Origin of the sequence: Amycolatopsis plumensis (assembly GCF_042652605.1) — a bacterium.
GTDB lineage: Bacteria > Actinomycetota > Actinomycetes > Mycobacteriales > Pseudonocardiaceae > Amycolatopsis > Amycolatopsis plumensis.
Map to the genome: position 1 here is coordinate 1,761,372 of NZ_JBHSJY010000001.1, position 23,600 is coordinate 1,784,971.

The 23,600-nt window shown below is 71.4% G+C and carries 24 protein-coding genes, 1 tRNA gene and 3 pseudogenes; 14 read left to right on the top strand and 14 right to left on the bottom strand.

What is annotated here, in order from left to right:
• Nucleotides 1-260 precede the first annotated feature (260 nt).
• A complete protein-coding gene (locus ACFPLC_RS08030; RefSeq protein ID WP_378195887.1) occupies nt 261-1,070 on the bottom strand; it encodes a helix-turn-helix transcriptional regulator in 810 nt (269 codons plus the stop codon).
• A gap of 542 nt (nt 1,071-1,612) precedes the next feature.
• Between ACFPLC_RS08030 and ACFPLC_RS08035 the strand changes: the two are divergent.
• From ACFPLC_RS08035 to ACFPLC_RS08045, 3 genes and pseudogenes are all read left to right on the top strand, one after another.
• A pseudogene (locus ACFPLC_RS08035) lies at nt 1,613-1,702 on the top strand (DNA-binding response regulator); the annotation flags it as partial.
• Nucleotides 1,703-2,103: 401 nt separating this feature from the next.
• Nucleotides 2,104-2,943, top strand: a complete 840-nt coding sequence (locus ACFPLC_RS08040) for an AfsR/SARP family transcriptional regulator (RefSeq protein ID WP_378195890.1) — start codon at nt 2,104-2,106, stop codon at nt 2,941-2,943.
• Between the two features lie 80 nt (nt 2,944-3,023).
• Nucleotides 3,024-3,704 carry a winged helix-turn-helix transcriptional regulator gene (locus ACFPLC_RS08045; protein ID WP_378195893.1) on the top strand — a complete coding sequence of 227 codons (681 nt, stop codon included), beginning with the start codon at nt 3,024-3,026 and terminating at the stop codon, nt 3,702-3,704.
• A gap of 12 nt (nt 3,705-3,716) precedes the next feature.
• Here ACFPLC_RS08045 and ACFPLC_RS08050 read toward each other — a convergent pair.
• The 6 genes and pseudogenes from ACFPLC_RS08050 to ACFPLC_RS08075 form a co-directional block, all read right to left on the bottom strand.
• A pseudogene (locus tag ACFPLC_RS08050) lies at nt 3,717-4,019 on the bottom strand (acyl-CoA dehydrogenase); the annotation flags it as partial.
• A gap of 773 nt (nt 4,020-4,792) precedes the next feature.
• Nucleotides 4,793-4,865, bottom strand: a tRNA-Ala gene (locus ACFPLC_RS08055).
• Between the two features lie 54 nt (nt 4,866-4,919).
• Nucleotides 4,920-5,753 (bottom strand): divisome protein SepX/GlpR, encoded by an 834-nt coding sequence (sepX, locus tag ACFPLC_RS08060; protein ID WP_378195896.1) that lies wholly within the window; start codon nt 5,751-5,753, stop codon nt 4,920-4,922.
• A 163-nt stretch (nt 5,754-5,916) separates the two neighbouring features.
• On the bottom strand, nt 5,917-6,585 hold the full coding sequence (locus tag ACFPLC_RS08065) for a GNAT family N-acetyltransferase (RefSeq protein WP_378195899.1): 669 nt from the start codon (nt 6,583-6,585) through the stop codon (nt 5,917-5,919).
• Nucleotides 6,585-7,862 (bottom strand): molybdotransferase-like divisome protein Glp, encoded by a 1,278-nt coding sequence (gene glp, locus ACFPLC_RS08070; protein WP_378195902.1) that lies wholly within the window; start codon nt 7,860-7,862, stop codon nt 6,585-6,587. The genes ACFPLC_RS08065 and glp overlap by 1 nt, the downstream gene beginning before the upstream one ends.
• Entirely contained in the window at nt 7,859-8,764 is a 906-nt protein-coding gene (locus ACFPLC_RS08075; protein WP_378195905.1) for a UTP--glucose-1-phosphate uridylyltransferase, read from the bottom strand. The genes glp and ACFPLC_RS08075 overlap by 4 nt, the downstream gene beginning before the upstream one ends.
• A gap of 24 nt (nt 8,765-8,788) precedes the next feature.
• Here ACFPLC_RS08075 and ACFPLC_RS08080 point away from each other — a divergent pair, with 24 nt between their 5' ends.
• The 4 genes from ACFPLC_RS08080 (at nt 8,789) to mscL (ending at nt 10,993) form a co-directional block, all read left to right on the top strand.
• On the top strand, nt 8,789-9,379 hold the full coding sequence (locus ACFPLC_RS08080; protein WP_378195908.1) for a 5-formyltetrahydrofolate cyclo-ligase: 591 nt from the start codon (nt 8,789-8,791) through the stop codon (nt 9,377-9,379).
• Between the two features lie 87 nt (nt 9,380-9,466).
• Nucleotides 9,467-9,766, top strand: coding sequence for an FmdB family zinc ribbon protein (locus ACFPLC_RS08085; protein WP_191306993.1), 300 nt, complete (start codon nt 9,467-9,469; stop codon nt 9,764-9,766).
• A 130-nt stretch (nt 9,767-9,896) separates the two neighbouring features.
• Complete coding sequence (locus ACFPLC_RS08090; protein WP_378195912.1) at nt 9,897-10,514, top strand: SAF domain-containing protein; 618 nt, start codon at nt 9,897-9,899, stop codon at nt 10,512-10,514.
• A 59-nt stretch (nt 10,515-10,573) separates the two neighbouring features.
• A complete protein-coding gene (mscL, locus tag ACFPLC_RS08095) occupies nt 10,574-10,993 on the top strand; it encodes a large-conductance mechanosensitive channel protein MscL (RefSeq protein ID WP_378195914.1) in 420 nt (139 codons plus the stop codon).
• Between the two features lie 6 nt (nt 10,994-10,999).
• Here the strand turns inward: mscL and ACFPLC_RS08100 are convergent, their stop codons facing one another.
• From ACFPLC_RS08100 to ACFPLC_RS08110, 3 genes and pseudogenes are all read right to left on the bottom strand, one after another.
• A complete protein-coding gene (locus tag ACFPLC_RS08100; protein WP_191306990.1) occupies nt 11,000-11,176 on the bottom strand; it encodes a hypothetical protein in 177 nt (58 codons plus the stop codon).
• Between the two features lie 784 nt (nt 11,177-11,960).
• Nucleotides 11,961-12,853, bottom strand: a pseudogene (locus ACFPLC_RS08105) (IS982 family transposase).
• A 209-nt stretch (nt 12,854-13,062) separates the two neighbouring features.
• The gene (locus ACFPLC_RS08110; RefSeq protein ID WP_013230045.1) at nt 13,063-13,563 is read right to left on the bottom strand and encodes a MogA/MoaB family molybdenum cofactor biosynthesis protein; all 501 of its coding nucleotides are present in this window, start codon (nt 13,561-13,563) and stop codon (nt 13,063-13,065) included.
• A gap of 123 nt (nt 13,564-13,686) precedes the next feature.
• Here ACFPLC_RS08110 and ACFPLC_RS08115 point away from each other — a divergent pair, with 123 nt between their 5' ends.
• Entirely contained in the window at nt 13,687-14,748 is a 1,062-nt protein-coding gene (locus tag ACFPLC_RS08115; RefSeq protein WP_378195919.1) for an NAD-dependent epimerase/dehydratase family protein, read from the top strand.
• On the opposite strand, the gene ACFPLC_RS08120 is transcribed toward ACFPLC_RS08115, so the two are convergent.
• On the bottom strand, nt 14,738-15,502 hold the full coding sequence (locus tag ACFPLC_RS08120) for a nuclear transport factor 2 family protein (RefSeq protein ID WP_378195921.1): 765 nt from the start codon (nt 15,500-15,502) through the stop codon (nt 14,738-14,740). The genes ACFPLC_RS08115 and ACFPLC_RS08120 overlap by 11 nt on opposite strands.
• Here ACFPLC_RS08120 and ACFPLC_RS08125 point away from each other — a divergent pair.
• Nucleotides 15,501-16,550 (top strand): helix-turn-helix transcriptional regulator, encoded by a 1,050-nt coding sequence (locus ACFPLC_RS08125; protein ID WP_465251638.1) that lies wholly within the window; start codon nt 15,501-15,503, stop codon nt 16,548-16,550. The genes ACFPLC_RS08120 and ACFPLC_RS08125 overlap by 2 nt on opposite strands.
• Before the next feature lie 41 nt (nt 16,551-16,591).
• Here ACFPLC_RS08125 and ACFPLC_RS08130 read toward each other — a convergent pair whose 3' ends face one another.
• The 3 genes from ACFPLC_RS08130 to ACFPLC_RS08140 are packed head-to-tail and all read right to left on the bottom strand — an operon-like array spanning nt 16,592 to nt 19,744.
• Nucleotides 16,592-17,641, bottom strand: coding sequence for a sensor histidine kinase (locus ACFPLC_RS08130; RefSeq protein ID WP_378195926.1), 1,050 nt, complete (start codon nt 17,639-17,641; stop codon nt 16,592-16,594).
• Nucleotides 17,638-18,339: a response regulator transcription factor gene (locus tag ACFPLC_RS08135; protein ID WP_191306985.1), complete on the bottom strand. Its 702-nt coding sequence runs from the start codon at nt 18,337-18,339 to the stop codon at nt 17,638-17,640. Before ACFPLC_RS08135 ends, ACFPLC_RS08130 begins: the two co-directional genes overlap by 4 nt.
• A gap of 10 nt (nt 18,340-18,349) precedes the next feature.
• Nucleotides 18,350-19,744 (bottom strand): hypothetical protein, encoded by a 1,395-nt coding sequence (locus tag ACFPLC_RS08140; protein ID WP_378195930.1) that lies wholly within the window; start codon nt 19,742-19,744, stop codon nt 18,350-18,352.
• Between the two features lie 159 nt (nt 19,745-19,903).
• Between ACFPLC_RS08140 and ACFPLC_RS08145 the strand changes: the two genes are divergently transcribed.
• From ACFPLC_RS08145 to ACFPLC_RS08165, 5 genes are read left to right on the top strand one after another with little or no spacing between them, the layout of a single operon-like run.
• On the top strand, nt 19,904-20,548 hold the full coding sequence (locus tag ACFPLC_RS08145) for a glycosyltransferase family 2 protein (RefSeq protein WP_378196010.1): 645 nt from the start codon (nt 19,904-19,906) through the stop codon (nt 20,546-20,548).
• Entirely contained in the window at nt 20,545-21,228 is a 684-nt protein-coding gene (locus ACFPLC_RS08150) for a TIGR04282 family arsenosugar biosynthesis glycosyltransferase (RefSeq protein WP_378195933.1), read from the top strand. Before ACFPLC_RS08145 ends, ACFPLC_RS08150 begins: the two co-directional genes overlap by 4 nt.
• Nucleotides 21,228-21,860 carry a class I SAM-dependent methyltransferase gene (locus ACFPLC_RS08155; RefSeq protein WP_378195936.1) on the top strand — a complete coding sequence of 211 codons (633 nt, stop codon included), beginning with the start codon at nt 21,228-21,230 and terminating at the stop codon, nt 21,858-21,860. The genes ACFPLC_RS08150 and ACFPLC_RS08155 overlap by 1 nt, the downstream gene beginning before the upstream one ends.
• Nucleotides 21,857-22,972: a molybdopterin-dependent oxidoreductase gene (locus ACFPLC_RS08160; protein ID WP_378195939.1), complete on the top strand. Its 1,116-nt coding sequence runs from the start codon at nt 21,857-21,859 to the stop codon at nt 22,970-22,972. The genes ACFPLC_RS08155 and ACFPLC_RS08160 overlap by 4 nt, the downstream gene beginning before the upstream one ends.
• Complete coding sequence (locus tag ACFPLC_RS08165; RefSeq protein ID WP_378195942.1) at nt 22,969-23,547, top strand: hypothetical protein; 579 nt, start codon at nt 22,969-22,971, stop codon at nt 23,545-23,547. The genes ACFPLC_RS08160 and ACFPLC_RS08165 overlap by 4 nt, the downstream gene beginning before the upstream one ends.
• Nucleotides 23,548-23,600: the final 53 nt, after the last annotated feature.

A 23,600-nucleotide genomic window follows, 5' to 3' on the forward strand; every position in this document is an offset into this window, starting at 1 on the left:
GGAGTCCCGGAACGTGGCGGGGCTGAACACGTGGGCATACCCGACCAGCAGCTCCCTCGTCTCCGTGTCGGCAGGCACGCTCCTCGCCCCGTTCGTGGTAGGTGACCGGCGGCTCACGGCAGGGCCGCTGCCGCAACGCGGCCTGCTGCTCGCCGAGGCTCAGGTCAGGACGCGGCCGGCGAAGTTCACATCGGCCGGCGAGGGGGCCAAGAACCCGCGGCGCGGGGCGCCGAACGTCGTCGCCGTCATCGCTCCCCTGGTCAGGCCGCAACCCGCAGCTCGGGACGGGCCAGATCGCAGCTCGTACCGTGTGGGAAGGTGTCGGAGGCCAGCGTGATCGCGATGGGCGGATCGGTCGGTTGCAGTTCGCGCAACCGCAGGTACACCCTGGTGACGCCACCCGGCGACACGGCGACCGGCTGCCGAACCGTGCCGAGGTAGATGCTCTCCGCGCCCCCGCCGTGCGCGCCCTCGGCGACCGCGAGCACGGTCCACCGCCCTGGCGGCACGTCCGAGATGGTCAGCCTGGTCGAGCCGACACCGGCCTGCGCGGCGTACGCCACGGGCCCGCACTGCGGGATGCGCTCGGCGAACAGGCCGACCAGCACGTTGGCCGGTGCGGCCTCGGCGGGCAGGTCGACCGTGGCGGACATCGACGCCGCGCCCTGCACGGGCAGCCAGTTCGCGCCGGGCAGTGCCTCGGCCGGGGGCACCCGGTGGAAGTCGGGGCTCACGGCGAGCAGCAACTCGCGTACCTCCGGGCTGCGGTACTGGGTGGGGGTCATCCCGACCGCCTTGGTGAACCGGCTGGTGAACGTGCCGACGCTGTTGTAGCCGACGCTGCACACGACGTCGGCCACGGTGAGATCGGTGGTCAGCAGCAGCCGCTTGGCCTCGAACAACCGAACGGCGGTCAGGTAACGACCCGGCGTCACGCCCGTCAGCTCCGCGAACACCCTGGAGAGATGAAAGGGGCTGACGAACACCTCAGCCGCTATCTGGCTGAGGGTGATGGGGTCGAAGTAACGATCGCGCATCGCCGAAATTGCTTGCTGGACAGCAAGTTGCATAGGTCTCTCCTCCGGTCCTCAAGAACGATCCGCAACCGCTGGATCCACTCGACTCCCCAATGGACTCCAGCTTTTCCGGCGCAGTCCGGAACCCTGGAGACAAAAATGTCCTACCTGCTGTGGTCCCTGCTCACTCGCTTCCGAGTCACCGCACGTCCCTGACCGGGCGGCTCGGCCCCAGTTCGCGTCGTGGTCTGCCCCGGGCCACGACCTACCGGAGCGCCGCGCGAGGTGCGGCGACGTTCCGGCTCGTCATTGCTTCCGACGTCTGTGTCGACGAATCGCGCCGTCAACCTCGTCTGGAGCTAGCATGACCCCACCTGTTCTCACGCACGTCAAAGAGGCGTCAAGGACCAGACAAGTCAGCGGTACCCAGCCGGTGGCACGGGCAGTGCGCACGCGGTTGGCCGCTGGGGGGGGCAGCCGCATCACCTGATTGTCGTAACGACAAGTTCCCCACCAGGTGGTTCGGCTGAGACAGAACGGATAGCAACCATTGATCAGAGTGTGGTCGCCGAAGTGGCTTCCGGCGACGACATCCTCTGCCGGACTGCCGCACGCTCATCCTGACCAGCCTCGGCAGGCCAGGCACCATCCGAAGAGCACTGATGAACCGGGTCGACGGCTTCATTCCTCACACGCCCCGGCCTTGGTCCAACCGGTCGGACCCAGCCGCAACCGGCGAGGGTTGCTCCACTGGTCGAATTCGTTTATCTGGAGATCGATGGAGTAGACATTGCTGGACTGTTCGGAGTAGTGTTTGCCGCCATCTTGCATACTTTGGTGGTTCGGGAAAGTCAGTGCTGTGCTGGAAATTCTGGTTTCGTGTCGCCGAAATCACCAGTGCACAATCCATGAATCGCATATGCGTTGACCATAGGTGCGGCGGGCCGGATTCAAATCGGTATTCGTGGCCGGTGCACTGCCGCGGCCACGATCGATCTGCCAGTGTTCAGGAATCGACCGTCGCTTGGATTGACATCGAACTGGGTGGACGTCAGCCAGCGACGGAAGTCACCGATGGGAGCCACGTATGTTGGATTCCGACCTGGCGTTATGGGACCGATCTGACAACGCCTCGGCCGGGTTCGCCGGCCAGCCCAACGGTGGGCCGCACTTCACCCTGCTCGGCCCCTTGGAGGTCCGCAAGGACGGCGAGGACCACGCGCCGACGGCACCGAAGGTGCTCCAGGTGCTGGCGATGCTGCTCATGCGTCCCGGCAAGGTCGTGCAGGGTGACCTCATCATCAAGGAGCTGTGGGCGCGCGACCCGCCCCGCGGCGGCCGGACCACCATGCAGACACACGTCTGGCAACTGCGCAGGTACATCGAAGCCAACGGATTCGCCAGCGACGGCGACCAGATCATCGTGACCAGGGCACCCGGCTATCTGCTGCGCGTCGACCCTGGCCAGGTCGACGTCGCCGTGTTCCAGTGGTTGGCCAGGGAGGGCAGGGCGCTGTTCGACCGGCAGCACTACGCCGAAGCCGCCACCGTCCTGCGCAAGGCACTGGACCTGTGGGGCGGGCCGCCGCTGGCCAACGTGATATGCGGCCCTGTGCTCTCGGTGTATGCGACCGACCTGGAGGAACAGCGACGAAACACGCAGCGCCTGTGCATCCATGCCGAGATCGAGGCGGGCATGTACCACGACCTGATTGGCGAGTTGCGGTCGCTGATCGCCGCCAGCCCCCTTGACGAGGGCCTCAACGGCCAACTGATGCGGGTGCTCAACCTCAGCGGCAGGCGGATCGAGGCGCTGGAGCTCTACCGGCAGTTCCGGGCAAGGCTGAGCGGCGAGCTCGGCCTCGAGCCGTGTAACGAGCTCCAGGAGCTGCACCACGTCCTTCTCTCGGACCAGTCGCACCGCTGAAGGGGCCACGCGAACAGACCAGCTTTCGCACGCAAACCACAACACCTACCCCGCCCACCGGCGTAGAAGGGACGCACATCATGACCGGTCGAACCTACGGGCAATTCTGTGGCCTCGCCCGCGCCCTCGAGCTCGTCGGCGAGCGATGGTCGCTGCTCGTCGTGCGAGACCTGTTGCTCGGCCCGAAGCGATACTCGGACCTGCGGCAGACCCTGCCGAAGCTGCCACCGAGCGTGCTTTCCGGCAGGCTCAACGAACTGGAAAAGGCAGGCGTGCTCCGGCGGCGCGTGCTGCCGCAACTGGACGCGGCCGTGGTCTACGAACTCACCGAGTACGGCCGCGAGCTGGAACCGGTGCTGTTGCAGCTGGGGCTGTGGGGCGCGAGGGCACTGCTCGACCCCGCGCCGGACGACCTGTTCACCATGGACTCCGCGATCCTTTCGCTGTACACGATGTTCCGGCCGGAGCACGCGGCGGGCGTCAACGTCAGCTTCGAGATCCGCTATGGCGACCTGATCGTGCACGCCTTCGTGGACGACGGCGCGCTCAAGGTCGCCGAGGGCGCCGTTCCCGGGGCCGACCTCGTCATCGAGGCGGTCGGCTCGATGATGCCGCTGCTGAGCGGCAGGCTGAGCCCGCTCGCGGCGATCGAGGCCGGGATCCTGCGGGCGAGCGGCGACCTCACCCTGCTGGACCGGTTCGTCGACCTCTTCCACATCCCGGCGCCCCCGGCCCCGGTGGAGGGCCTCGCCGTCCGCTGACCCTGGCCGCCTTCACTGTTCGGTCACCATCGGCGCGGCCAGGAACTGCTCCGGGTGGCGAACGCGTCGACCAGCGTGCGGGCGTGCGGGGCGGAGTTGCTTGCACAGCGGGTTGACGGCGGCGACCACGGCCTTGCCCCTGCTCGCGCTCAGCCGCCCGTGTTCGAGTAACCACGCCCGGTCCGCCTCGACGCCCGCCAGCACGTGCAGATCGCAGACGCGGCCGAGCAGGGTGCGGGCGGGATCGCCGCAGCGGTCGATGGCCGCGACGAAGGCCTCCAGCACCACCCTTTCGATATGCGCGCGGCCGAGTCGATCCGGACTCACCCGCGTTCCCGATCATCCGCAGCGCAGACGCGATGCTGCTGGTCGCCCGCCCGCATGACGACGAGCTCGCCCACGTCGCGCTCAACCTGCAGGCCGCCCAGCAGTGGTCGCGCCGCCCGAGCTTCGTCCTGGTCGGCGACGGCTACCCGACCGCGGAGGTCTCCCAGGCGCTGCGCATCCCGGTGATGGGTCGCGTGCCGCGCGACGACAAGGGCGCCGCGGTGCTGTGCGGTCAGGGCACCGGCCGACGTGGCCCGACAAGTCCCCGCTGGGGCGGGCCGCCGCCAGGATCGCGCTCAACCTCTGTTCACACGGCCACCAGCCGGCCACCAACGGCGCTGGTCCGAACCTGGTTGCTGCCCAGCACATGCCTGGTGGCCCAGAAGGCGCGCAACGGCGGCACACTCGGACGCGCGAAGCTCGGCTACCTTAACCACATCGACCACTCCGACGGCCGCGTGATCCGCACGGGTCATCGTCGATCCCGAACGGGCGCGCCACCCGGCCACACCCAGCTAAGAAGGTGTCCGAGAACAAGATTTCGCCAATGCTGCGAGATCGCTACTGCTCTTCTGTGGACGCTCCCAACGCGACGGCATCAAGCGGCGGATGATCATTCAACGGACCCTCAACTCCAAGAGCGCGGAGGGCACAACCAAAAGGACCACCCGCGATGCGGGTGGTCCTGGCTCGCCGTCAGGCGTCGCGGTCCTACTGCGACGGCCTTCATTCAGGCACTTGTTTTGGTAAGACTCCTAGGGTGGAGCTGAGGGGAATCGAACCCCTGACCTTCTCGATGCGAACGAGACGCGCTACCAACTGCGCTACAGCCCCTTGGTTGTGCTCGTAGAGCTTAGCAGTGCCCTACGAGCACCCCACGCCGGGGGGTCACTCCCCGACGGCACGCCGATAAGGCCCGGTCCCGGGCTCCTCGAGCTCCTCGAACGCCGGGTCTTCGTCGTCGAGATCCACGACGACCGCGCTGCGGCGGACGCGGGACGTCGGCGACGGGCGGCGCTCGACCACCTCGCGGCGGACCGGCTCGACGACCTCCACGGCCTCCGAGGCTTCCACGTGGTCCTCATCCGCCACCGAAGGAGGCGTGGACGGACGCCGGGGCGCGCGGGTGCTGTTGAAGCGGGCGAGGCGGCGCTGCCGGATCTCCTCCTCGATGCGCACCTGGCGGCGCAGGTACACGAGGTACCCGACGAGCACGACGTCGATCACGCCGTGGCCCCACCAGGCGAGCGGGACGACGAAACCGGCGACGAAGCCGGTGATCACCGCGATCGCGAGCAGGATGACGACGATGCGCTGCCGGAAGCTGTACTTGGCCCGGGCCGCGATCTCGGCGGCTTCGGGGTCGAAGCCGCCGCGGCCGGGCCGGTAGCCCGGCCGGTCGCGCTCGGCCCGAGAGGCGCGCGAGCCACGGGCCGGCTGCGGGAGCGGCGCGGGTTCGGGCTCCGGTTCGTCGAGGTCGTCGTCGAGTTCGAGGTCGGCCTCCAGCTCGGCGAGGTCGTCCTCGACCGAGGGCCGGGCCTTCCCGGGATCGTCGGACATGGCGAATTCCTCCCGGTCTTCGTTGCGTCCACTGCGCACGACCCTGGCCGCGAGCGCCGAGTCGGCCGTTCTCGCGACCTGCTGCCGCCTACGCGCGACCATGGGCACGAGTACGACGAGCCATGCCGCGGCGAGCGCGACGATGATCACGGAGCTGGGCATCTCCCGTCACCTCCCCCGATCCTTCCACCACGAATCACGTTAGTCACAGGAGTAACAGATCGGGCGGAGGCTCGCCGGGTTCGATCACGGAAAAGCCTCACCGGATTAGGTGAAACTCACGGCATGTGGTAACGCGGCTACCGACCCGGGTGGGTAATCACGTTCAGGCGTAGTCGGCGCGGCCCGCCGCGACCAGCCGCGACACCAGCCCGGACCCGGTCTCCTCGCGCGTGACGGCGTAGCAGTAGTGGTCCCGCCACCCGCCCGCGACGTCGAGGTAGCGCTCGAACAAGCCCTCGCGCCGGTAGCCCGCCTTGGTGAGAACCCGCAGGCTGGCGGCGTTTTCCGGCCGCACGGTGGCCTCCAGCCGGTGCAGCCCGGCCGGGCCGAAGGCGTGGTCGGTGACGAGCGCGACGGCCGCCGTCGCCACCCCGCCGCGGACCACCTCGGACGACACCCAGTAGCCGATCCAGGCCGACCGCAGCGACGCCCGGATGACGTTACCCACAGTGATCTGTCCGGCGAGACGACCGTCCAGGGTGATCGTGAACGGGAGACACTGACCACGGCGAGCGAGCGAACGCAGCGCCGCCCACTGCGACGGCCACGACCAGAAGGCGTTGCGTTCCGGCCACGGTCCCACTCCGGTGGGTTCCCACATTTCGAGGTGCGCGCGGTCCCGGAGCCGGATCCGGCTCCACTCGCCGGCGTCGCGCAGCCGGACCGGCCGGATCGCGACCTCGCCCGCGGGCACCCGCAGCGGGCCGAGCCGGGCCGGCCAGCCCGGGTGCCGGCTCTCGACCGGGTAGGACACGCCCGACACGGAGTTCATCAGGCCCGTTGCGCCAGGAAGGTGACTTGGACCTGTTCGCCCGCGGCGACCTCGGTCGCCTCTTCCGGCACGTTGATCAGGCAGTTCGCCTCGGCCAGCGACGCGAGCAGGTGCGCCCCGGACTGGCCGAGCGGCTGGACCAGGTACTCGCCGTTGGCCTCGTCGCGCAGCAGCTGGCCGCGCAGGAACCCGCGCCTGCCCTCGGTCGAGGTGATCGGCGACAGCAGCCGGGCGCCGACGATCCGCCGGTGCGGGTTGCGGGTCCCGCGCGCCGCCCGGATCAGCGGCCGCACCAGGACCTCGAACACCACCAGCGCGCTCATCGGGTTGCCCGGGATGAGGAACGTCGGCACCGAGTCGGGGCCGAGCCTGCCGAACCCCTGCACCGAACCGGGGTGCATCGCCACCCGCGTCATGTCGATCCGGCCGAGGTCGGACAGCGCGGCGTGGACCTCGTCGCCGGTGGCGCCCCCGGCGCCGCCCGCGACCACGACGATCTCCGACATGAGCAGCCGTCCCTCGACGACCTCCCGCAGCCGCTTCGGCTCGCTCGGCACGATGCCGACCCGGCTGACCTCGGCACCCGCGTCCCGGGCGGCGGCGGCCAGCGCGTAGGAGTTGACGTCGTAGACCTGCCCGACCGACGGCGTCCGGTCGATGTCGACCAGCTCGTCGCCGACCGACACGATCGACACTCGCGGCCGCGGGTAGACCAGGACCTTCGCCCGCCCGACCGCGGCCAGCAGGCCCACCTGGGCCGAACCGATCGTGTCGCCGCGGCGCACCGCGACGTCCCCGATCTGGACGTCCTCGCCCGCCCGCCGCACGTACCCCGCCGACGGCACCGAGCGGTGCACCGTGACCTTCGCCTGGTGCCCGTCGGTGTAGGCGAGCGGCACGACGGCGTCGGCCAGCGTCGGCAGCGGCGCACCCGTGTCGACCCGCACGGCCTGGCCGGGCTGGAGCCGCCGCGGCTGGCGCGAGCCCGCCGCGATCTCCCCGACGACCGGCAGCTGCACCGGCTCCTGCCCGGCGGTGCGCACGTCGACGCTGCGCACCGCGTACCCGTCGATCGCGGCCTGGTCGAAGCCGGGCAGCGCGTGCTCGGCGACCACCTCCTCGGCGCAGAGCAGCCCTTGGGCCTCGGAGATCGCCACCCGTACCGGCTGCGGCCGGACGGCGGCGTCCAAGGTCATCGAGATCTGCGCGTCGACCGAGCGCAGCTCGGCCTCGTCCCCGGCCACTTCGGGCCGCGCCGCGTCGAGGGATTCCGTCATGGGCGCTCTGTCCCGATCCGTTCCGTCAGCCACGCCCGTAAAGATGGACCGTACTCGGGCGTTTCAAGCGCGAAATCGACCGCGGCGCGCAGGAAACCACCCGGATTCCCCAGGTCGTGGCGTCCACCGCGGTGGACGACGACGTGGACGGGGTGTCCTTCGGAGATCAGCAGCGCGACGGCGTCGGTCAGCTGCAGCTCGCCGCCGCTGCCCGGGGTGATCCGCTTGAGCGCGTCGAAGATCGCCCGATCGAGCAGGTACCGCCCGGCCGCGGCGTAAGTCGACGGCGCGTCCTCCGGCTTCGGCTTCTCGACCATCCCGTGCACGCGCTTGACGTCGTCGTCCTCGGTGTCGGTGACGTCGAAGACGCCGTACGGCGAGATCTCGGCCTTCGGGATGTCGAACGCGCAGAGCACGCTGCCGCCGAACTCGGCCCGGACCGCGCTCATCTTCTCGAGCACGCCGGTGGGCAGCACCAAGTCGTCGGGCAGCAGCACGGCAACCGCCTCGTCGTCCGGGCGCAGGTTCGGTTCGGCCTGCGCGACGGCGTGGCCGAGGCCGAGGGCCTGCTCCTGGATGGCGGTCTCGACGGCGAGCAGGTCGTGCCCGCGGCGGACCTTCTCCAGCAGCGCAGTCTTGCCCTTGCTCTCGAGGTTCTCCTCGAGCTCGGGCTGCTTTTCGAAGTACCGGACCACGGCGTCCTTGCCCGGCGAGGTCACGATGACCAGGCGTTCCGCGCCGGCGGCGGCGGCCTCGGCGGCGACCAGCTCGATGCCCGGCGTGTCCACCACCGGGAGGAGCTCCTTGGGCACGGCCTTCGTCGCCGGGAGGAACCGTGTCCCCAGGCCGGCGGCAGGCACGATGGCGGTTCTGAACGTCTGAGTGGTTGCTGCGCCCGTCATGGGCGCAGAGCCTAACGTGAGGTCATGCGCGCGCCGGACAATGAGCACCTGAGCAAGACGGAGTGGCGTGACCGGCTGACCCGCGCCCGGGCGGGGCAGGCAGCCGAATCCCACGCGCAGGAGGCGTCGGCGCTGGTCAGTGCGGTGTCGAAGGTCACAGCGAGCACCGTGTGCGCGTACCTGCCGTTCGGCACCGAACCGGGGACCACGGCCTTCGTCGACGCGCTGGTGGCCGGCGGTGCGCGGGTGCTGCTGCCCGTCATCCGGTCGCGGACCGATCCGCTCGACTGGGCCGAGTACACCGGCGAGGCCGATCTGGTGCCCAGCCGCTTCCGCGGCATCCGCGAGCCGGGCGGGAAACGCCTGGGTACCGACGCCGTCGGGGCGGCGGAGCTGGTGCTGGTGCCCGCGCTGGCCGTGGACCGCCGGGGCGTCCGGCTCGGCCGCGGGGCCGGCCACTACGACCGTTCGCTGGTCTTCGCCGCTGCCGGCGCCGCGCTGCTGGCCGTCGTGCGGGACGAAGAGCTGGTCGAACGGCTGCCCGGGGAGCCGCACGACGTGCGCATGACCGGGGCCTTGACGCCGGGTCGTGGCGTGGTCGAGCTGCCGGTGTGAGCAACCAGGAATTGCTTTCCGGGAAGGTTTTCCCGCACAATCGGGTTAGCACTCAGGTCGGATGAGTGCCAGTCAAAGGAGCCGTCAGTGCCTACGTACCAGTACGCCTGCAAAGAATGCGACCACCGGTTCGAAGCCGTGCAGTCGTTCTCGGACCCCAGCCTGACCGTCTGCCCGCAGTGCTCCGGGGCGCTGCGCAAGGTCTTCAGCTCGGTCGGCGTCGTCTTCAAGGGGAGCGGGTTCTACCGCACGGATTCGCGCGACTCGAGCAAGTCGAGCACCGCGGCCACCCCGGCGAAGACCGAGACCAAGACGGAGTCGAAGTCCGACACGAGCTCGGCATCCTCCTCTTCGACCACGACGAAAACGGCCGCCGCGGCGTCCTGACCCGGGAGTTGTCCACAACACCCCGGTTGTCCACAGATGCCGGACGTGGCCCTTCCGGCGGCCCGTCCGGCTTCCCTAACGTCGATCCCGTGCGGCACACCGCCGCACCCGATCCGGCCGAGGGGGCCCCGTGGACATCCTGCCGAAGCTTCGCTCGCTTCACCTGACCCGGCTGCAGAGCCGGCGGACGCGGCTCATCCGCCGCTGGCTCGCCGTCGGCCTGCTGGTGCTGGGCGGGGTACTGCTCGCTCTTCCCGGCTCCGCGCGAGGCGCACCGACCGTCCTCGCGGCCCACGATCTCCCGTCCGGCGCGACGCTGCGCGCTGCCGACGTCCGGCTGGCCGACCTTCCCGGTGAAGCACGTCCGCCGGGTGCGCTGAGCACCCTCGACGCCGTTGACGGGCGCCTGCTGGCGGCCGCCGTCCGGGCCGGTGAGCCGCTGACCGACGTCCGGCTGGCCACGGCCCCCGCTCCGGGCGATCCCGGCACGGCGACCGTGCCGGTCCGCCTGGCCGACGTGGCGGTCGCCGAGCTGCTTCGGCCCGGGCAACGCGTCGACGTCGTCGCGTCGCCGGAGCCGGCCGCACCCGCGTCCGTGCTGGCCGCCGGGGCGACGGTCGTGACGATCGGGCACCAGGAGCCATCCACGCCCAAGGGGCCGCTGGTGCTGCTCCGGCTCCCCGAGGCGTCCGCGACGAGGGTGGCGGCGATTTCACTGGAGCGTCCGGTAACGGTTACTCTCCGCTAGCCCACGCCTGCCGAGACGAGCGTGGGCGTCCCCGGTTCCGGTTTCGTGAGGAGAGCAAGGTGCTCAAAGGTTTCAAGGACTTCCTGATGCGCGGCAACGTCGTCGACCTCGCCGTGGCGGTGGTCATCGGCTCGGCGTTCACGGCGATCGTCACGGCCTTCACCAACGGCCTGATCAAGCCCCTGATCAGCACGATCGGCGGCACGAACGCCGCGAACGGCCTCGGATACCAGATCTTCGACAACAACCGGGCCACGTTCCTGGACTTCGGCAGCGTGATCAACGCGGCGATCAACTTCGTGCTCGTCGCGGCGGTGGTCTACTTCGTGATCGTGTTGCCGGTCAAGAAGGTGCAGGAGCGCCGCAAGCGCGGCCAGGAGCCGGGCCCCGCGGAGCCGACGGACGTGGAGCTGCTGACCGAGATCCGCGACCTGCTGCGCGCCCAGCAGTCCCACCAGCGCGGCACCGACCGCGACTGACACCGGTCAGCGGTCGTGGTGCGGTGGCCGGTTCTCCCGGTACCAGTCGTCCGGGAGACCGGTGCGCCGCTCGGGATCACGCTCATCGGAGGTCGTCTCGGGCAGGACGTCCCCGAAGATCTCATCAACCCGCCGGCGCAGCTGCTCGCTGCTGGTCCGGGGATCACGTTCCTGGCCCGCCATACCCCCAGTCTCCCACGACCCGTTCTTTGACAACTCCAGAGTGAACCCCCCAAGGCGAGGGCGCCCGGCCGGTCACGCGACGAGGCACCTCGAACCGCCACCACGCCCATCAGGCTCCAGCGCGTCCGGGCGGTCGCCCGAAGAGGCCCACGAACCGCCATCACGCCTGTCTGGCTCCAGCGCCTCCGGCGGTCGCCCCAAGAGGCCCTCGAACCGCCACCATGCCCATCCGGTTCCACCGCGTCCGGCCGGTCGCCCGAAGAGGCCCACGAACCGCCATCACTCCCGTCTGGCTCCAGCGCCTCCGGCGGTCGCCCCAAGAGACCCTCGAACCGCCACCATGCCCATCCGGTTCCACCGCGTCCGGCCGGTCGCCCGAAGAGGCCCACGAACCGCCATCACTCCCGTCTGGCTCCAGCGCTTCCGGCGGTCGCCCCAAGAGACCCTCGAACCGCCACCATGCCCATCCGGTTCCAGTGCGCCCGGCCGATCCCTTGTGCAGGTCGCAGGCCAGGAACGGCCTCACACCCCGAGCCGAAATCCCCAGCCGCAGTCGCCCGGAGTCGAGCACACCCCAGCTTGGGAGCGACACCATTCACCCTCGGGCCTGTCGAACGAAGATCAAACCTGTTCAAGCCCGGCAGTCCGTCAACCTCGCCGCCCAGGACCCGCCGACCGCGACCCGGCCAGGTTGACCACGAGCGCGCTGCCCGAAACCCCGGCGCAATCGCCCGCACTCCGCCCAACCCGAGCGGCACACCTAGACGAGTAATGCGTAACTCGGTTAGTGGTCGTAGGCGGTCAGGGATCGGGTGATGGGTTGGCCGGTGGCGCGGTTGTGCCAGATGGCGGCGGGTGAGGGCCAGGAGGCGCTGGGCGATGCGGACTCCGACGCCTTCGATGGTGCGTCCGCCGTGCTGTTCGAGGTTGAGCTGGCGTTTGAGGGTGTCGTTGACCGACTCGATGAGCTGGCGGATGGATTTGAGCAGCGGCTCACCGGGGTGGGGCTGTCGGTTGCGGTAGGACGGCCGGATCAGCCGGACCCCACGCTCGTCGAGGAAGCAGTCGAGCTCGCGGGAAACGTAGCCCTTATCGGCGATGATCAACAGCCCCGGACAGTCGGTGAGCAGGGGGTTCGTGGTCGCAGATGGCCATGAGCACCTGCCGCTCGTCGACCTTCGGATCGGCCAGCGCCCAGGCGATCGGCAGCCCGGCCGGGGTGCAGACCAGGTGCAGCCGCAGGCCCCAGAACCAGCGGGAGTGGGAGCGGCAGAAACCGTACTTGGCCCAGCCAACCAGCTCCGAACGCTTGACCGTCGGCCGGGACCGGCCGCACTCCACCGGGGTGGAGTCAACGATCCAGGTGGCGTCGGTCCACAAGTCCGTGTCCGCCGCCAATCAGCGCATGACCTGCTTGACCAGCGGCAGCGCGGCGCGTAGGCGGCGGTTGTAGCCGGATTGGCCGGGCAGGTACCGGAACGCACCAGGCATCCGGGCGGGCAGGAACCGCAGCCAGCGGGCCTCGGAGGTGAACCCCAGCAACGCCTGGGCGACGGCCAGGGTGACCAGTTCGGCGTCGGTCAGCTTCGGCGGTCTCCCCACCCGACGCCTGCCCGCGAGATGGTCGTCGATCTTGACGTAGAGTGCGGTGAGAGGGGTGTTCAGGTCTGTCGTCACAAACGGATCTTGGACACCCTTCGTCCATCTCCAGTCACCACCCGGACATACGCATTACTCGTCTAGAGGTGGCACCATCGCCGCGCCATCGAGGGTGCCCCCAACGTGCTGCCGGAAGCCCCGGCGGCAGGCACCCGCACGTCACCTAACCCAGGCACACCTCAGGCCGGGAGCGACCTCATCCGCCACCCCCGGCCGTCAACCGAAGATCAAACCTCTTCGAGCCCCGAAAGCTCATCGATCACATGCGGAACAAGCGAGGTCAGCGTCGCCATCCCATCGCGCACCGCGGACCGCGACCCGGCCAGGTTGACCACGAGCGTGCTCCCCGACACCCCGGCGAGCCCGCGCGAAATCCCGGCGTCGACCGCGCCGGCGGCCAGCCCGGACGCCCGGATGGCCTCACTGATGCCCGGAATGGGTCGGTCGAGCACACCGGCGGTGGCGTCCGGCGTCCGGTCACGCGGCAGCACACCGGTGCCGCCGACGGTGATCACCAGGTCGGCGCCGCCGATCACGGCGGTGTTGAGCGCGTTGCGGATACCCGCGGTCTCGGCCTCGACGACCACCACACCGTCGACGATGAAGCCCGCTTCTTCGAGCAGCTCCGTGACCAGCGGGCCAGTGGTGTCCTCGTGCTCGCCGTGCGCCACGCGATCGTCCACGATGACCACGAGGGCCCGGCCCAGCCGTTGTGCACTCCGTTCCATGGCGCCCACCGTAGCCGCTCCCGGCGCCCGGGCGCCGGGAGGTGCCGGGTGAGTCCTGACGATTCGGTGACGTGACGGCGCAGGCTCCTGCGCGCCCCGGCGAAGATCCCTAGCGTGGCCGGGGTGCGCGTACTGGTCACCGGCGGAGCCGGGTTCATCGGGTCCCACATCGCCGACCTCCTGGCCGAAGACGGCGACGAGGTCGTGGTGCTGGACAACCTCCTCCCCACGGCCCACGGCTCCCGGACCCCACCGCCGTACACCGGCAGGCACCGGTTCCTGCGCGGTGACGTCACGGACACCGAGATCGTCGCGGAGGTGCTGGACGGCGTCGACGCGGTCTGCCACCAGGCGGCGGTGGTCGGCCACGGCATCGACCCGTCGGACGCACCGTCGTACGCCTTGCACAACGACTACGGCACGGCGGTGCTGCTGGCCGGGATGCACGCGGCCGGCGTGCGGAAGCTGGTCCTGGCCTCGTCGATGGTCGTCTACGGCGAAGGCCGCTACGCGTGCCCGGACCACGGCGTGGTGCCACCGTCGCCGCGCCGCGGGTCCGATGTGGACGCCGGCCGGTTCGAGCCGCGCTGCCCGTCGTGCGAAGCGGAGCTGAGCTGGCAGCTGGTGCCCGAGGACGCGCCGCTGAATCCCCGCAGCACGTACGCGGCGACGAAGCTGGCCCAGGAACACCTGGCCGGCGCCTGGGCCCGCCAGACGGGCGGCACGGTCTGGGCCATGCGCTACCACAACGTCTACGGCCCGCGAATGCCCCAGAACACGCCGTACGCCGGAGTGGCGTCGCTCTTCCGTTCGGCGCTGGCCCGCGGCGAGGCCCCCCGGGTCCTGGAAGACGGCCGCCAGCAGCGCGACTTCGTCCACGTCCACGACGTGGCCAGGGCCAACGTCCTGGCCCTCCGCACCGAAGCCCCGGCGGCCGAAATCACGCCGCTGAACATCTGTTCCGGCACGCCGCACACGGTGGGCGACCTGGCGGAGGAGCTGGCACGAGCCTGCAACGGCCCGGCCCCGAAGGTGATCGGCGGCGCCCGCCCGGCCGACGTCCGCCACGTCGTCGCGGATCCGGCCCGCGCCCGCAAGCTCCTCGGCTTCACCGCGGAAATCGGCTTCGCGAAGGGAATCGCCGACTTCGCCACGGCAGAGTTGCGCGCCCCGGTCACCCGGTGAACGCCTGAGCGACGGTCAGGCTGTCTTCGTAGACGTGGTAGCGCGTGATCACGCCATCGTCGACGGTGAGGTGCAGCGCGCAGCGGGCCGCGTAGGCCCGGCCGGTCGCCTTCACCGTCTGGCGGATGTCACCGAGGACCACGGCGTCGCGGCCGTCGACCAGGATCCTCGGCGCCACGCCACCCCGCTCGCCGTGGAAGGCGTTGAGCTCCCGGAAGTGGTCGGCGACGTCGGCGCGCGTCGACCGCGGCCGGATCCACGGCACCGCGGGATGACCCGCCTCGGGCCAGTCGAGCTGCCAGTCGACGACGTCTGCGAACAGCGCGGCGATCCGGTCCGGGTCTCCTTCGGCCAGGCGGCCGAGGAAGTCGGTCACGACGGCCCGGGTGCTCGCCGCCGCTCCGGTGAACTGGTAGTCGCGGCCGATCCGGCCGTCCCGGTCCAGCAGGAGGACCACGGTGCCGCTCCACACCGGAGCGCCGCCGGCCGCGGGCACCATGTGGGTGGTGAAGGTGACCGCGTCGTGGTGGGTCACGCCGTCTTCCGCCGCGGCGAAGACGAACGCTCCGGTCGCGACGAACTGCTCGTGCGCGCCGGTGATCCGGGCCTCGACGGCATCGTGCCCCCGGTGTTCGGCGGTCCCGGTGTACTGCACGCCGTCTTCGGCCCACAACTCGGTGACGACTCGGCGGCGGGCGGCGGGGTCGGGCTCGTTCCACACCGCCACATAGCGGTCGATCAGGGGTGAAGTCATGGCCGGGACGCTAGAGCCGGTTCCCTGCCACCTCCTGTCAGTGGATCCCGGCAGACTGGCGAACATGCGCGCGAGCCGCCTGGTGTCCCTGCTCCTCCTGCTGCAGTCCCGGGGCCGGGTCACCGCCCGGGAACTGGCGGAAGCGCTGGAGGTGTCGATCCGGACGGTCTACCGGGACATCGACTCGCTCGGCGCCGCGGGCGTGCCGGTGTACGGAGAGCCCGGGCACGAGGGCGGATACCGCCTGCTCGGCGGCTACCAGACCAGGCTGACCGGGCTCACCGCGGAGGAGGCCGAGGCGCTCTTCCTGACCGGCCTCCCGGCTGCGGCCGCCCAGCTCGGCCTGACTTCCGCAGCGGCCACCGCCCAGCGCAAGCTGCTGGCCGCGTTGCCCGCCGAGTTGCGGGGCCGCGCGGGCCGCGTCGCCGACCGGTTCCACCTCGACCTCCCGCCGTGGTACGTCGGCGCCGAGCGGACGCCCCACCTGGCACCGATCGCGGACGCCACCTGGAACCAGCAGGTCCTGCGGATCCGCTACCTGCGCTGGGCGGAGCCGCACGAGATCACCCGGACCGTGCAGCCGCACGGGCTGGTGCTGAAGGCCGGCAACTGGTACCTCGTCGCTCGCGGCGAGGACCGGTTCCGCACCTACCGGATCTCCCGGATCCTCGAGGTGGAGGTCCTCTCCCGGTCGTTCGACCGCGCCGACGGGTTCGACCTGGCGAGCCACTGGGACGACTACCTCGACCACTTCGACCGCCGTCGGCACCGGGACACCGCGGTGCTCCGGCTGTCCCGCCGCGGCCTCGACCGGCTGCAGTCCCTGCTGGAGCCGGCCGTCGTCGCGGCCGGCAAGACCACGGCGGGGCCGGATCGGACGGGCTGGACCGAGATCGAGATCCCCATCGAGTCGGTCGACGCCGCCGTGCCCGAGCTCCTCAAGTTCGGCGGTGACGTCGAGGTCGTCGCCCCGGAAGCGCTCCGAACGGAGATCATCCGGGCTCTGCGCGCGATGAACCGCGCCTACGGCGTCGAGGTCCGGAACTGACCGAGGCGGGCCACCTCGGCCTCGCCAAGCGAAACGGCAGCCTAAGGCATCGCGAGCGGCAGGCGCACCTCGAACCGGCACCCCGGCCCGTGGTTGTGCACTCCGATTCGCCCCCGGTGCGCCTCCACCAGCCCCTTGGCGATGGCCAGGCCGAGCCCACCCCCGCTGGTCGTCCCCCCGCGCTCCGGTGTCCGCGCCTGCGTCCCGCGGAACGCGACGTCGAACACCCGGTTGATCTCGTCGTCCGGGATGCCACCGCAGGAGTCGTCGACGGCGAGCAGGGCCTCGTCGCCGTCGACGCCGATCTGCACCGCGACCGTCCCGTCGGGCGGGGTGTGCCGGATCGCGTTGGACACCAGGTTCCGCACGATCCGGGCCAGTTCCGGGTCGCTGCCGGTCACCACCGGCCAGGTCGACGCGTTGGCGAGAACCCGGACCCGCTTCCGGTGGGCCACCGGCGCCTGAGCGGCGACAGCGTCGCTCACCACGTCCCGCAGCGGCACCGCGGACATCGTGAGCTCCAGGGCGCCCGCGGTGATCCGCGAGAGCTCGAACAGGTCGCCGACCATCGCGGACAGCCGCCGGGTTTCGCCGCTGATCCGCTGGGCGTAGTCGGCGACCTCGTCGCGTTCGGACACCACGCCGTCGGCCAGCGCTTCGGCCATCGCCTGGATCCCGGCCAGCGGGCTGCGCAAGTCGTGGCTGATCCAGGCGACCAGTTCGCGCCGCGACGCCTCGGCGGCGCGTTCCCGCTCGCGCGCCTCTCGCTCCCACACGCTGCGGCGCGCGATGGCCCGGCCGAGGACGATCGCCGCGGGCACGGTGACCAGCGCGACGAGCAGGCAGACCAGCAGCATCGTGGTCAGGGCCGGGGTGAACATGAACCCGCTGATGCCCAGGACGCCGACCAGCGTGGCGAGCACCGGGATCAGCACCAGCACCGTGAGCGTGGTGGCCAGCGAACCCCGGCGCAGGACGTACAACGCCACACCGCCGAGCGCCGCGACCGGCAGCGAGAACAGCAGCGCGAACGGCAGGATGTGCCAGAGATGCGTCAGCATCTCCTCGAAGGACTCGCCCGAGCCGATCACGGCTGCTCCCGGTCGTAGCGGTAGCCGACGCCCCACACGGTCGCCACCCGGGTCGGCTTGGCCGGGTCACGCTCGATCTTCTCGCGCAACCGTCGCACGTGGACGGTCACTGTGGACTGGTCGCCGAAGTCCCAGCTCCACACCTTCTCGAGCAGGTCCGCGCGCGAGTAGGCCACGCCGGGGTGGGCGAGGAAGAACGCGAGCAGATCGAACTCCCGGGTGGTGAGCGGCAGTTCGCGGCCGCCGAGGGTCGCAGTGCGCGCCTTCATCTGCAGGCGCAGGTCGCCGTCCACGAGCTCGGCGGCGGCCGGCTCGGGGCGGGGCATCCGGGCGCGGCGCAGCACCGACGCGACCCGGAGGGCCAGTTCCTTGGGGCTGAACGGTTTGGTCACGTAGTCGTCGGCGCCGAGCTGGAGCCCCGCGATGCGGTTCTCCTCCTCGCCGAGGGCGGTGAGCATGACGATCGGCACCTGGCTCACCTGGCGCAGCCGCCGGCACACCTCCAGGCCGTTGATCCCCGGCATCATGACGTCGAGCACGACCAGGTCCGGTTCGTGCGCGGCGAACTTCGCCAGGCCCTCGGCGCCGTCGCCGGCCATGTCGACGGTGAACCCGCCCACCTCGAGGTAGCGGCGGACGACGTCGCGGACCGTCTCGTCGTCGTCGACCACGAGCACCCGCCCGGCCTGATCGTGCATCACGTCTCCCTCACCAGCCCGTCAGCAGCAGGTGGTTGACCGCCAGCGCCGTCGCCGCCTGCGCGGCGAGCCACCACCGGCGTCCGGGCCGCGGCAGCAACGCCGTCAGCGGCAGCAACCACACCCCGAACGGTAGCCAGATCCGTTCGGTCTCGGCTTTCGACAGGCCCGAGACGTCGGCGAAGAGGATGGCGGCCAGTGCGGCGAGGCCGAGCAGGAGGACCGGATCGGTGAACAGAGCCCGGTGCGGGGACGCGAGACCCCGTCGGACGGCCGCCACAACCGCGGGGCCAAGGGCGACGGCCACCGCCGCCAGGTCCGCCCAGACCCAGTACGAGTAGGGCCGGACCAGCGCGACGCCCTGGTAGTAGCGCTCGACGACCAGGTGGTAGCCGTCGAGCCACCAGAAGCCCGCCCAGGCGAAGACGCCGACGACGGCCAGCGCCGCGGCGATCGCCAGTGCCGCGGCCCGCCATTGCTTGCCGAGGACGGCGACGGCCACCGCGAGCACGCCGAGCAGCACCAGGCCATACGACAGGAAGATCCCGAAGCCGAGCAGGACGCCGGCCGCGAGCCCGGCCGGAACGGCGTACCGGCGGCCGCGGGCGAACCCCGTCGCCGACAGCGCGAGCAGCGCGAGCCCGGTGGCGGTCACCCCGGCGAAGAGGCCGTCCGCCGAAACACCGATCCACACCGCGCCCGGGGTGAGGACGGCGAACGGCAGCACCGTGCGGGCCGCGTCGGCCCGGCCGAGCAGGGCGACCGTGGCCGGCACGGCCACCGTGACCAGGCTGCCCACGAGGACCACGGCCGTGGCCGCCCACGCGCCGCCGTGCAGGCCGATCCGGTCCAGCCAGACGAAGACGAGCGTCGCGCCCGGTGGGTGACCGGACACGTGCGTCGTCCACGAATGCGGCTGGAAATCGAGGATGCGGGAGGAGAACTCGCGCAGCATCCGCGGGATGTCGGTGATCCCCGGGACCTCGTGCAGGTACTCCTGGGGAATGGTGAGGTGCCCGGCGAACCCGCGCGACCAGCCGTCGACCATGGCCAGCGAGAAGATCCAGGCGAGCGAGGCGAGGTAGCCGGCGGCGAGCGCGCGCCGCCACGGCAGGCGGGCGGCGAGCACCGGGCCGTGCAGCACCACCGCGACCGCGACGAGCACGGCGAACACCGAACCCGGGCCCACGTGCGGCAGCCAGTCGGCGAACAACGGCGGCGAAGACACGAAGATGATCACGCCGGAGTGCGGCCGGTTGTAATAGAGGCCGACCGCGGTGGCCGTGGCGACGAGCACCACCACCGCGGCGACCGCGACCAGGTCGGCGCGGCGGCCGCGGACCGGGGCTTCGGGTTCGCGGGCAGGCGGCTCGGCGAGCCGGGCTGCCGGGTTCGGCTCGCTCATCGTCGCCCACCTTAGGGTCGGGGCGAACGGTCCGCGCCCTCGCAGCGGGAGCCGTAACGACGCGGTAAGAACTCGCCCGATGTCATGATTCGGTAAGCGCCGCAAGGGTTCTCCCGCACTCCGAGCGGACTTACGGTCGGCGCCGTGACTGACTTGGAAGTGGATGTCGTCCTCCCCTGCCTCGACGAAGCGGCGGCGCTGCCCGGTGTGCTGGCCGGACTGCCACCGGGCTACCGCGCGATCGTGGTCGACAACGGCTCGGCCGACGGCTCGCCGGAAGTGGCGGCCTCGCTCGGCGCGAAGGTCGTCCACGAACCGCGCCGCGGCTACGGCGCGGCCGTGCACGCGGGACTGGAAGCCGCGACCGCGGACGTCGTGTGCTTCGCCGACGCCGACGGGTCCCTGGACCTCGCGGACCTGCCGCGGCTGGTGACCGCGGTCGAAGGCGGCGCGGACCTGGCCGTCGGGCGCCGGGTGCCGACCGGTCCCGGCGTCTGGCCCTGGCACGCGCGAGCGGGCAACGCCGTGCTGGCGCAGTTGCTGCGCAGCCGCGGGTTGCCGGTGCGGGACATCGCGCCGCTGCGTGCCGCGGACCGGCGGGCCCTGCTCGGCCTGGGCGTCGCCGATCGGGCCTTCGGCTATCCCCTGGAGCTGCTGATCAAAGCCCAGCGCGCCGGGTGGCGGGTCAGCGAGTTCGACGTCCGGTACGGCGAGCGCGCCAAGGGCACGAAGTCGAAGGTGTCCGGGTCGGTGCGGGGGACGCTGCGCGCGGTCCGCGACTTCGGGCGGGTGCTGGCCCGATGAGCCGTCCGTTCGTCCTGCTGGTCGTGGCCAAGGCGCCGGTCCCGGGCTTCGCGAAGACCCGGCTCTGCCCGCCCGCGACCCCGGCCCAGGCGGCCGAGATCGCCGCGGCCTCCCTGCTCGACACGCTCGAGGCCGTCTGCGCGGTCCCCGGTGCCTTGCCCGTCGTCGCGATGACCGGTGACCTCGGCGCCGCCGCCCGGCCCGTCGAAATCGGCATGGCGCTCCGCCACGTCACCACGATCCCGCAGCGTGGCGCCGATTTCGGCGCCCGGCTGGCGAACGCCCACGCGGACGCCGCCGAGGTGCACGCCGGCCTGCCGGTCCTCCAGATCGGCATGGACACCCCGCAGGTCACGCCGGAGTCCCTCGCCGCGGCGGTCGCCCCGGTCCTGCACGGCGGCCACGACGCCGTGCTCGGGCCGGCCGCGGACGGCGGCTGGTGGGCGCTGGGCCTCGCCGAGCCGCGGCACGCGCAGGCCCTCGCGGACGTCCCGATGTCCCGCGAAGACACCGGTATCCGCACGCTGCGGGCACTCGTCGCCTGCGGGCTGCGCCCGGCCGGGGTGGCCCGACTGTCCGATGTGGACACCATGGCGGACGCCCGCGCGGTGGCCGCGGCGTGCCCGGACGGCCGGTTCGCCCGCGCCGTGCTGGCTGTCGGCGGACAGGCGGTGGCGTGATGACCGCCCCGGTGAGCACCGGCCACGAGTTCGACCACGGCCTGCTCGGCCACCGGTGCTGGCTCGAACTGGCGAACGGCGAGCGGATCGAACTGGCGGTGGAACGCTGGGCGGAACCGTCCGAAGGCGACGACGTCCTGCTCGACGCGTGTTCCGGTCCCACCGTCGACCTCGGGTGCGGACCCGGCAGGCTCACCGCGGCGCTGGCCGAGCGCGGGGTCGTCGCGCTGGGCGTGGACAGCTCGCGCACGGCCGTCGGGCTGACGCGGCGGCGCGGTGGGAATGCGTTGCAGCGCAACCTCTTCGACCGTCTGCCCGGCGAAGGACGGTGGCGGCACGCCCTGCTCGCGGACGGCAACATCGGCATCGGCGGCGACCCCGTCGCGCTGCTGCGGCGCACGGCTGCGCTGATCGCCCCCGACGGCGACGTCCTCGTCGAGCTGGAGCCCCCGGGCCGGGGCCTGCGGCACGAGCGCGTCCGGCTTCGGCCCGGCCACGCCGACGTCGCTTGGTTCACCTGGGCCTGGGTCGGGGTCGACGCGATCGCCGAAGTCGCCGTGCGCGCCGGGTTGCGCGTCGACTGGACCGCCCGCCGCGGGCACCGCTGGTTCGCGCGATTGGAGCGATCGTGAAACTGCCGATCCCCGCGGAAGAGCAGTTCCGGGCCCCGGCGCACCACGAGCGCGTGACGTCGAGGATCGGCCTGGCGCTCGCCGTCACCTTCACGACGTGCTTCGTGACCGGGCTGATCAGCCACCTGATCCAGCACCCGCCCGGGTGGTTCGCCTGGCCCAGCCGGCCGGTCGGGCTCTACCGCGTCACGCAGGGGCTGCACGTGATCTCGGGTGTGGCGTCGATCCCGCTGCTGCTGGCGAAACTGTGGAGCGTCTACCCGAAGCTGTTCGGCCGGCCGCTCGTCCGCTCGCTCCCGCACGCCCTGGAGCGGCTGTCGATTCTGGTGCTGTCCGGCGCGGCGTTCTTCGAACTGACGACCGGGCTGCTCAACGTCGCGCAGAACTACCCGTGGGGCTTCTACTTCCCGCAGGTGCACTACGCGGTCGCGTGGCTGGCGATCGGCTCGATCCTGGTGCACGTCGCGGTGAAGCTGCCGATCATCCGCCGCGCCCTGAGCCGGACCACCGTCGAAGAGCCGCCTGCCGAGGGGCTGTCCCGGCGGGGATTCCTCGTCACCACCGGGCTGGTGACCGGGGTCGCGGTCGTGGCCACCGCGGGCGCCACCGTCCCGTTCCTGCGCGGCGTCTCCGCCCTTGCCTGGAAGACCGGCAAGGGCACCCAGAACCTGCCGGTGAACCGCACGGCGGCGGCCGCGCGTGTCACGTGGTCGCCGGATTGGCGGCTCTCGGTGGTGACCTCGCACGGCACCACGAAGTTCTCGCTCGACGAGCTGCGCGCGCTGCCGCAAACGACGGCGGAGCTGCCGATCGCGTGCGTGGAGGGCTGGAGCCAGTCGGCCACCTGGCGCGGGGTTTCCCTGCCCACGCTGCTGAAAGCCGTCGGCGCGGCGCCCGGCACGGCGGTCCGGGTGTCCTCTTCGGAGCGTGGCGGGCTGTACGGCGTCAGCGTGCTGCCCGGCGAACACACGGCCGACGAACTGACGTTGCTGGCCCTGGAGCTGAACGGCGAGGTCCTCGCCCCCGACCACGGCTTCCCCTGCCGGATCATCGCCCCGAACCGCCCCGGCGTGCTGCAGACGAAGTGGGTCACGAAGCTGGAGGCGCTGTGAAGACCGCCCGGGTGCTCCTCGCGTTGCCGGGCCTCGCGGCGCTGGCCTGGGGTGTGGTGCTGTTCGCCGAGTACGCGCTGCCGCTGCGTCCGGACGTCTTCGGCACCGTCGGCTGGATCGTCGGCGGCCCGGTCCTCAACGACGCGGTCGTCGCCCCGCTGACGGCGCTGCTCGGAATCGCCTTGTCCCGGCTCCTCCCGCGCCGCTGGCGAACCCCGGTCATGGCCGGGACGGTCATCACGGCCACCCTCGCGATCCTGGCGTTCCCCCTGCTCTGGCGCCCGTACGGAACCCCGCCGATGCCCGGCCTCCACGACACGAACCCAACCCCCGCCCTGGCCCTCACGCTGGCGGTGGTCTGGCTCGCCGTGGTACTGACCGCCCTCACCCGCCGTGTCGTCCCGAGTGATGCCCCGCCAATCACGCGAGATGCCTCCCCCATCACGAGTGATGCCCCTCCAGACACGCGAGACACCCGCCCCACCACGCCACCCGACCCTCCAGGCACGCAGCCCGACCTTCCAGGCACGCAAGCCGACCCTCCAGGTACACCGGCCGACCGCCCCACCCCCTGACCCGGGCATAAATGCGGCCACGCGCGACCGGCATCGAGTGCCTGGTCGCGCGT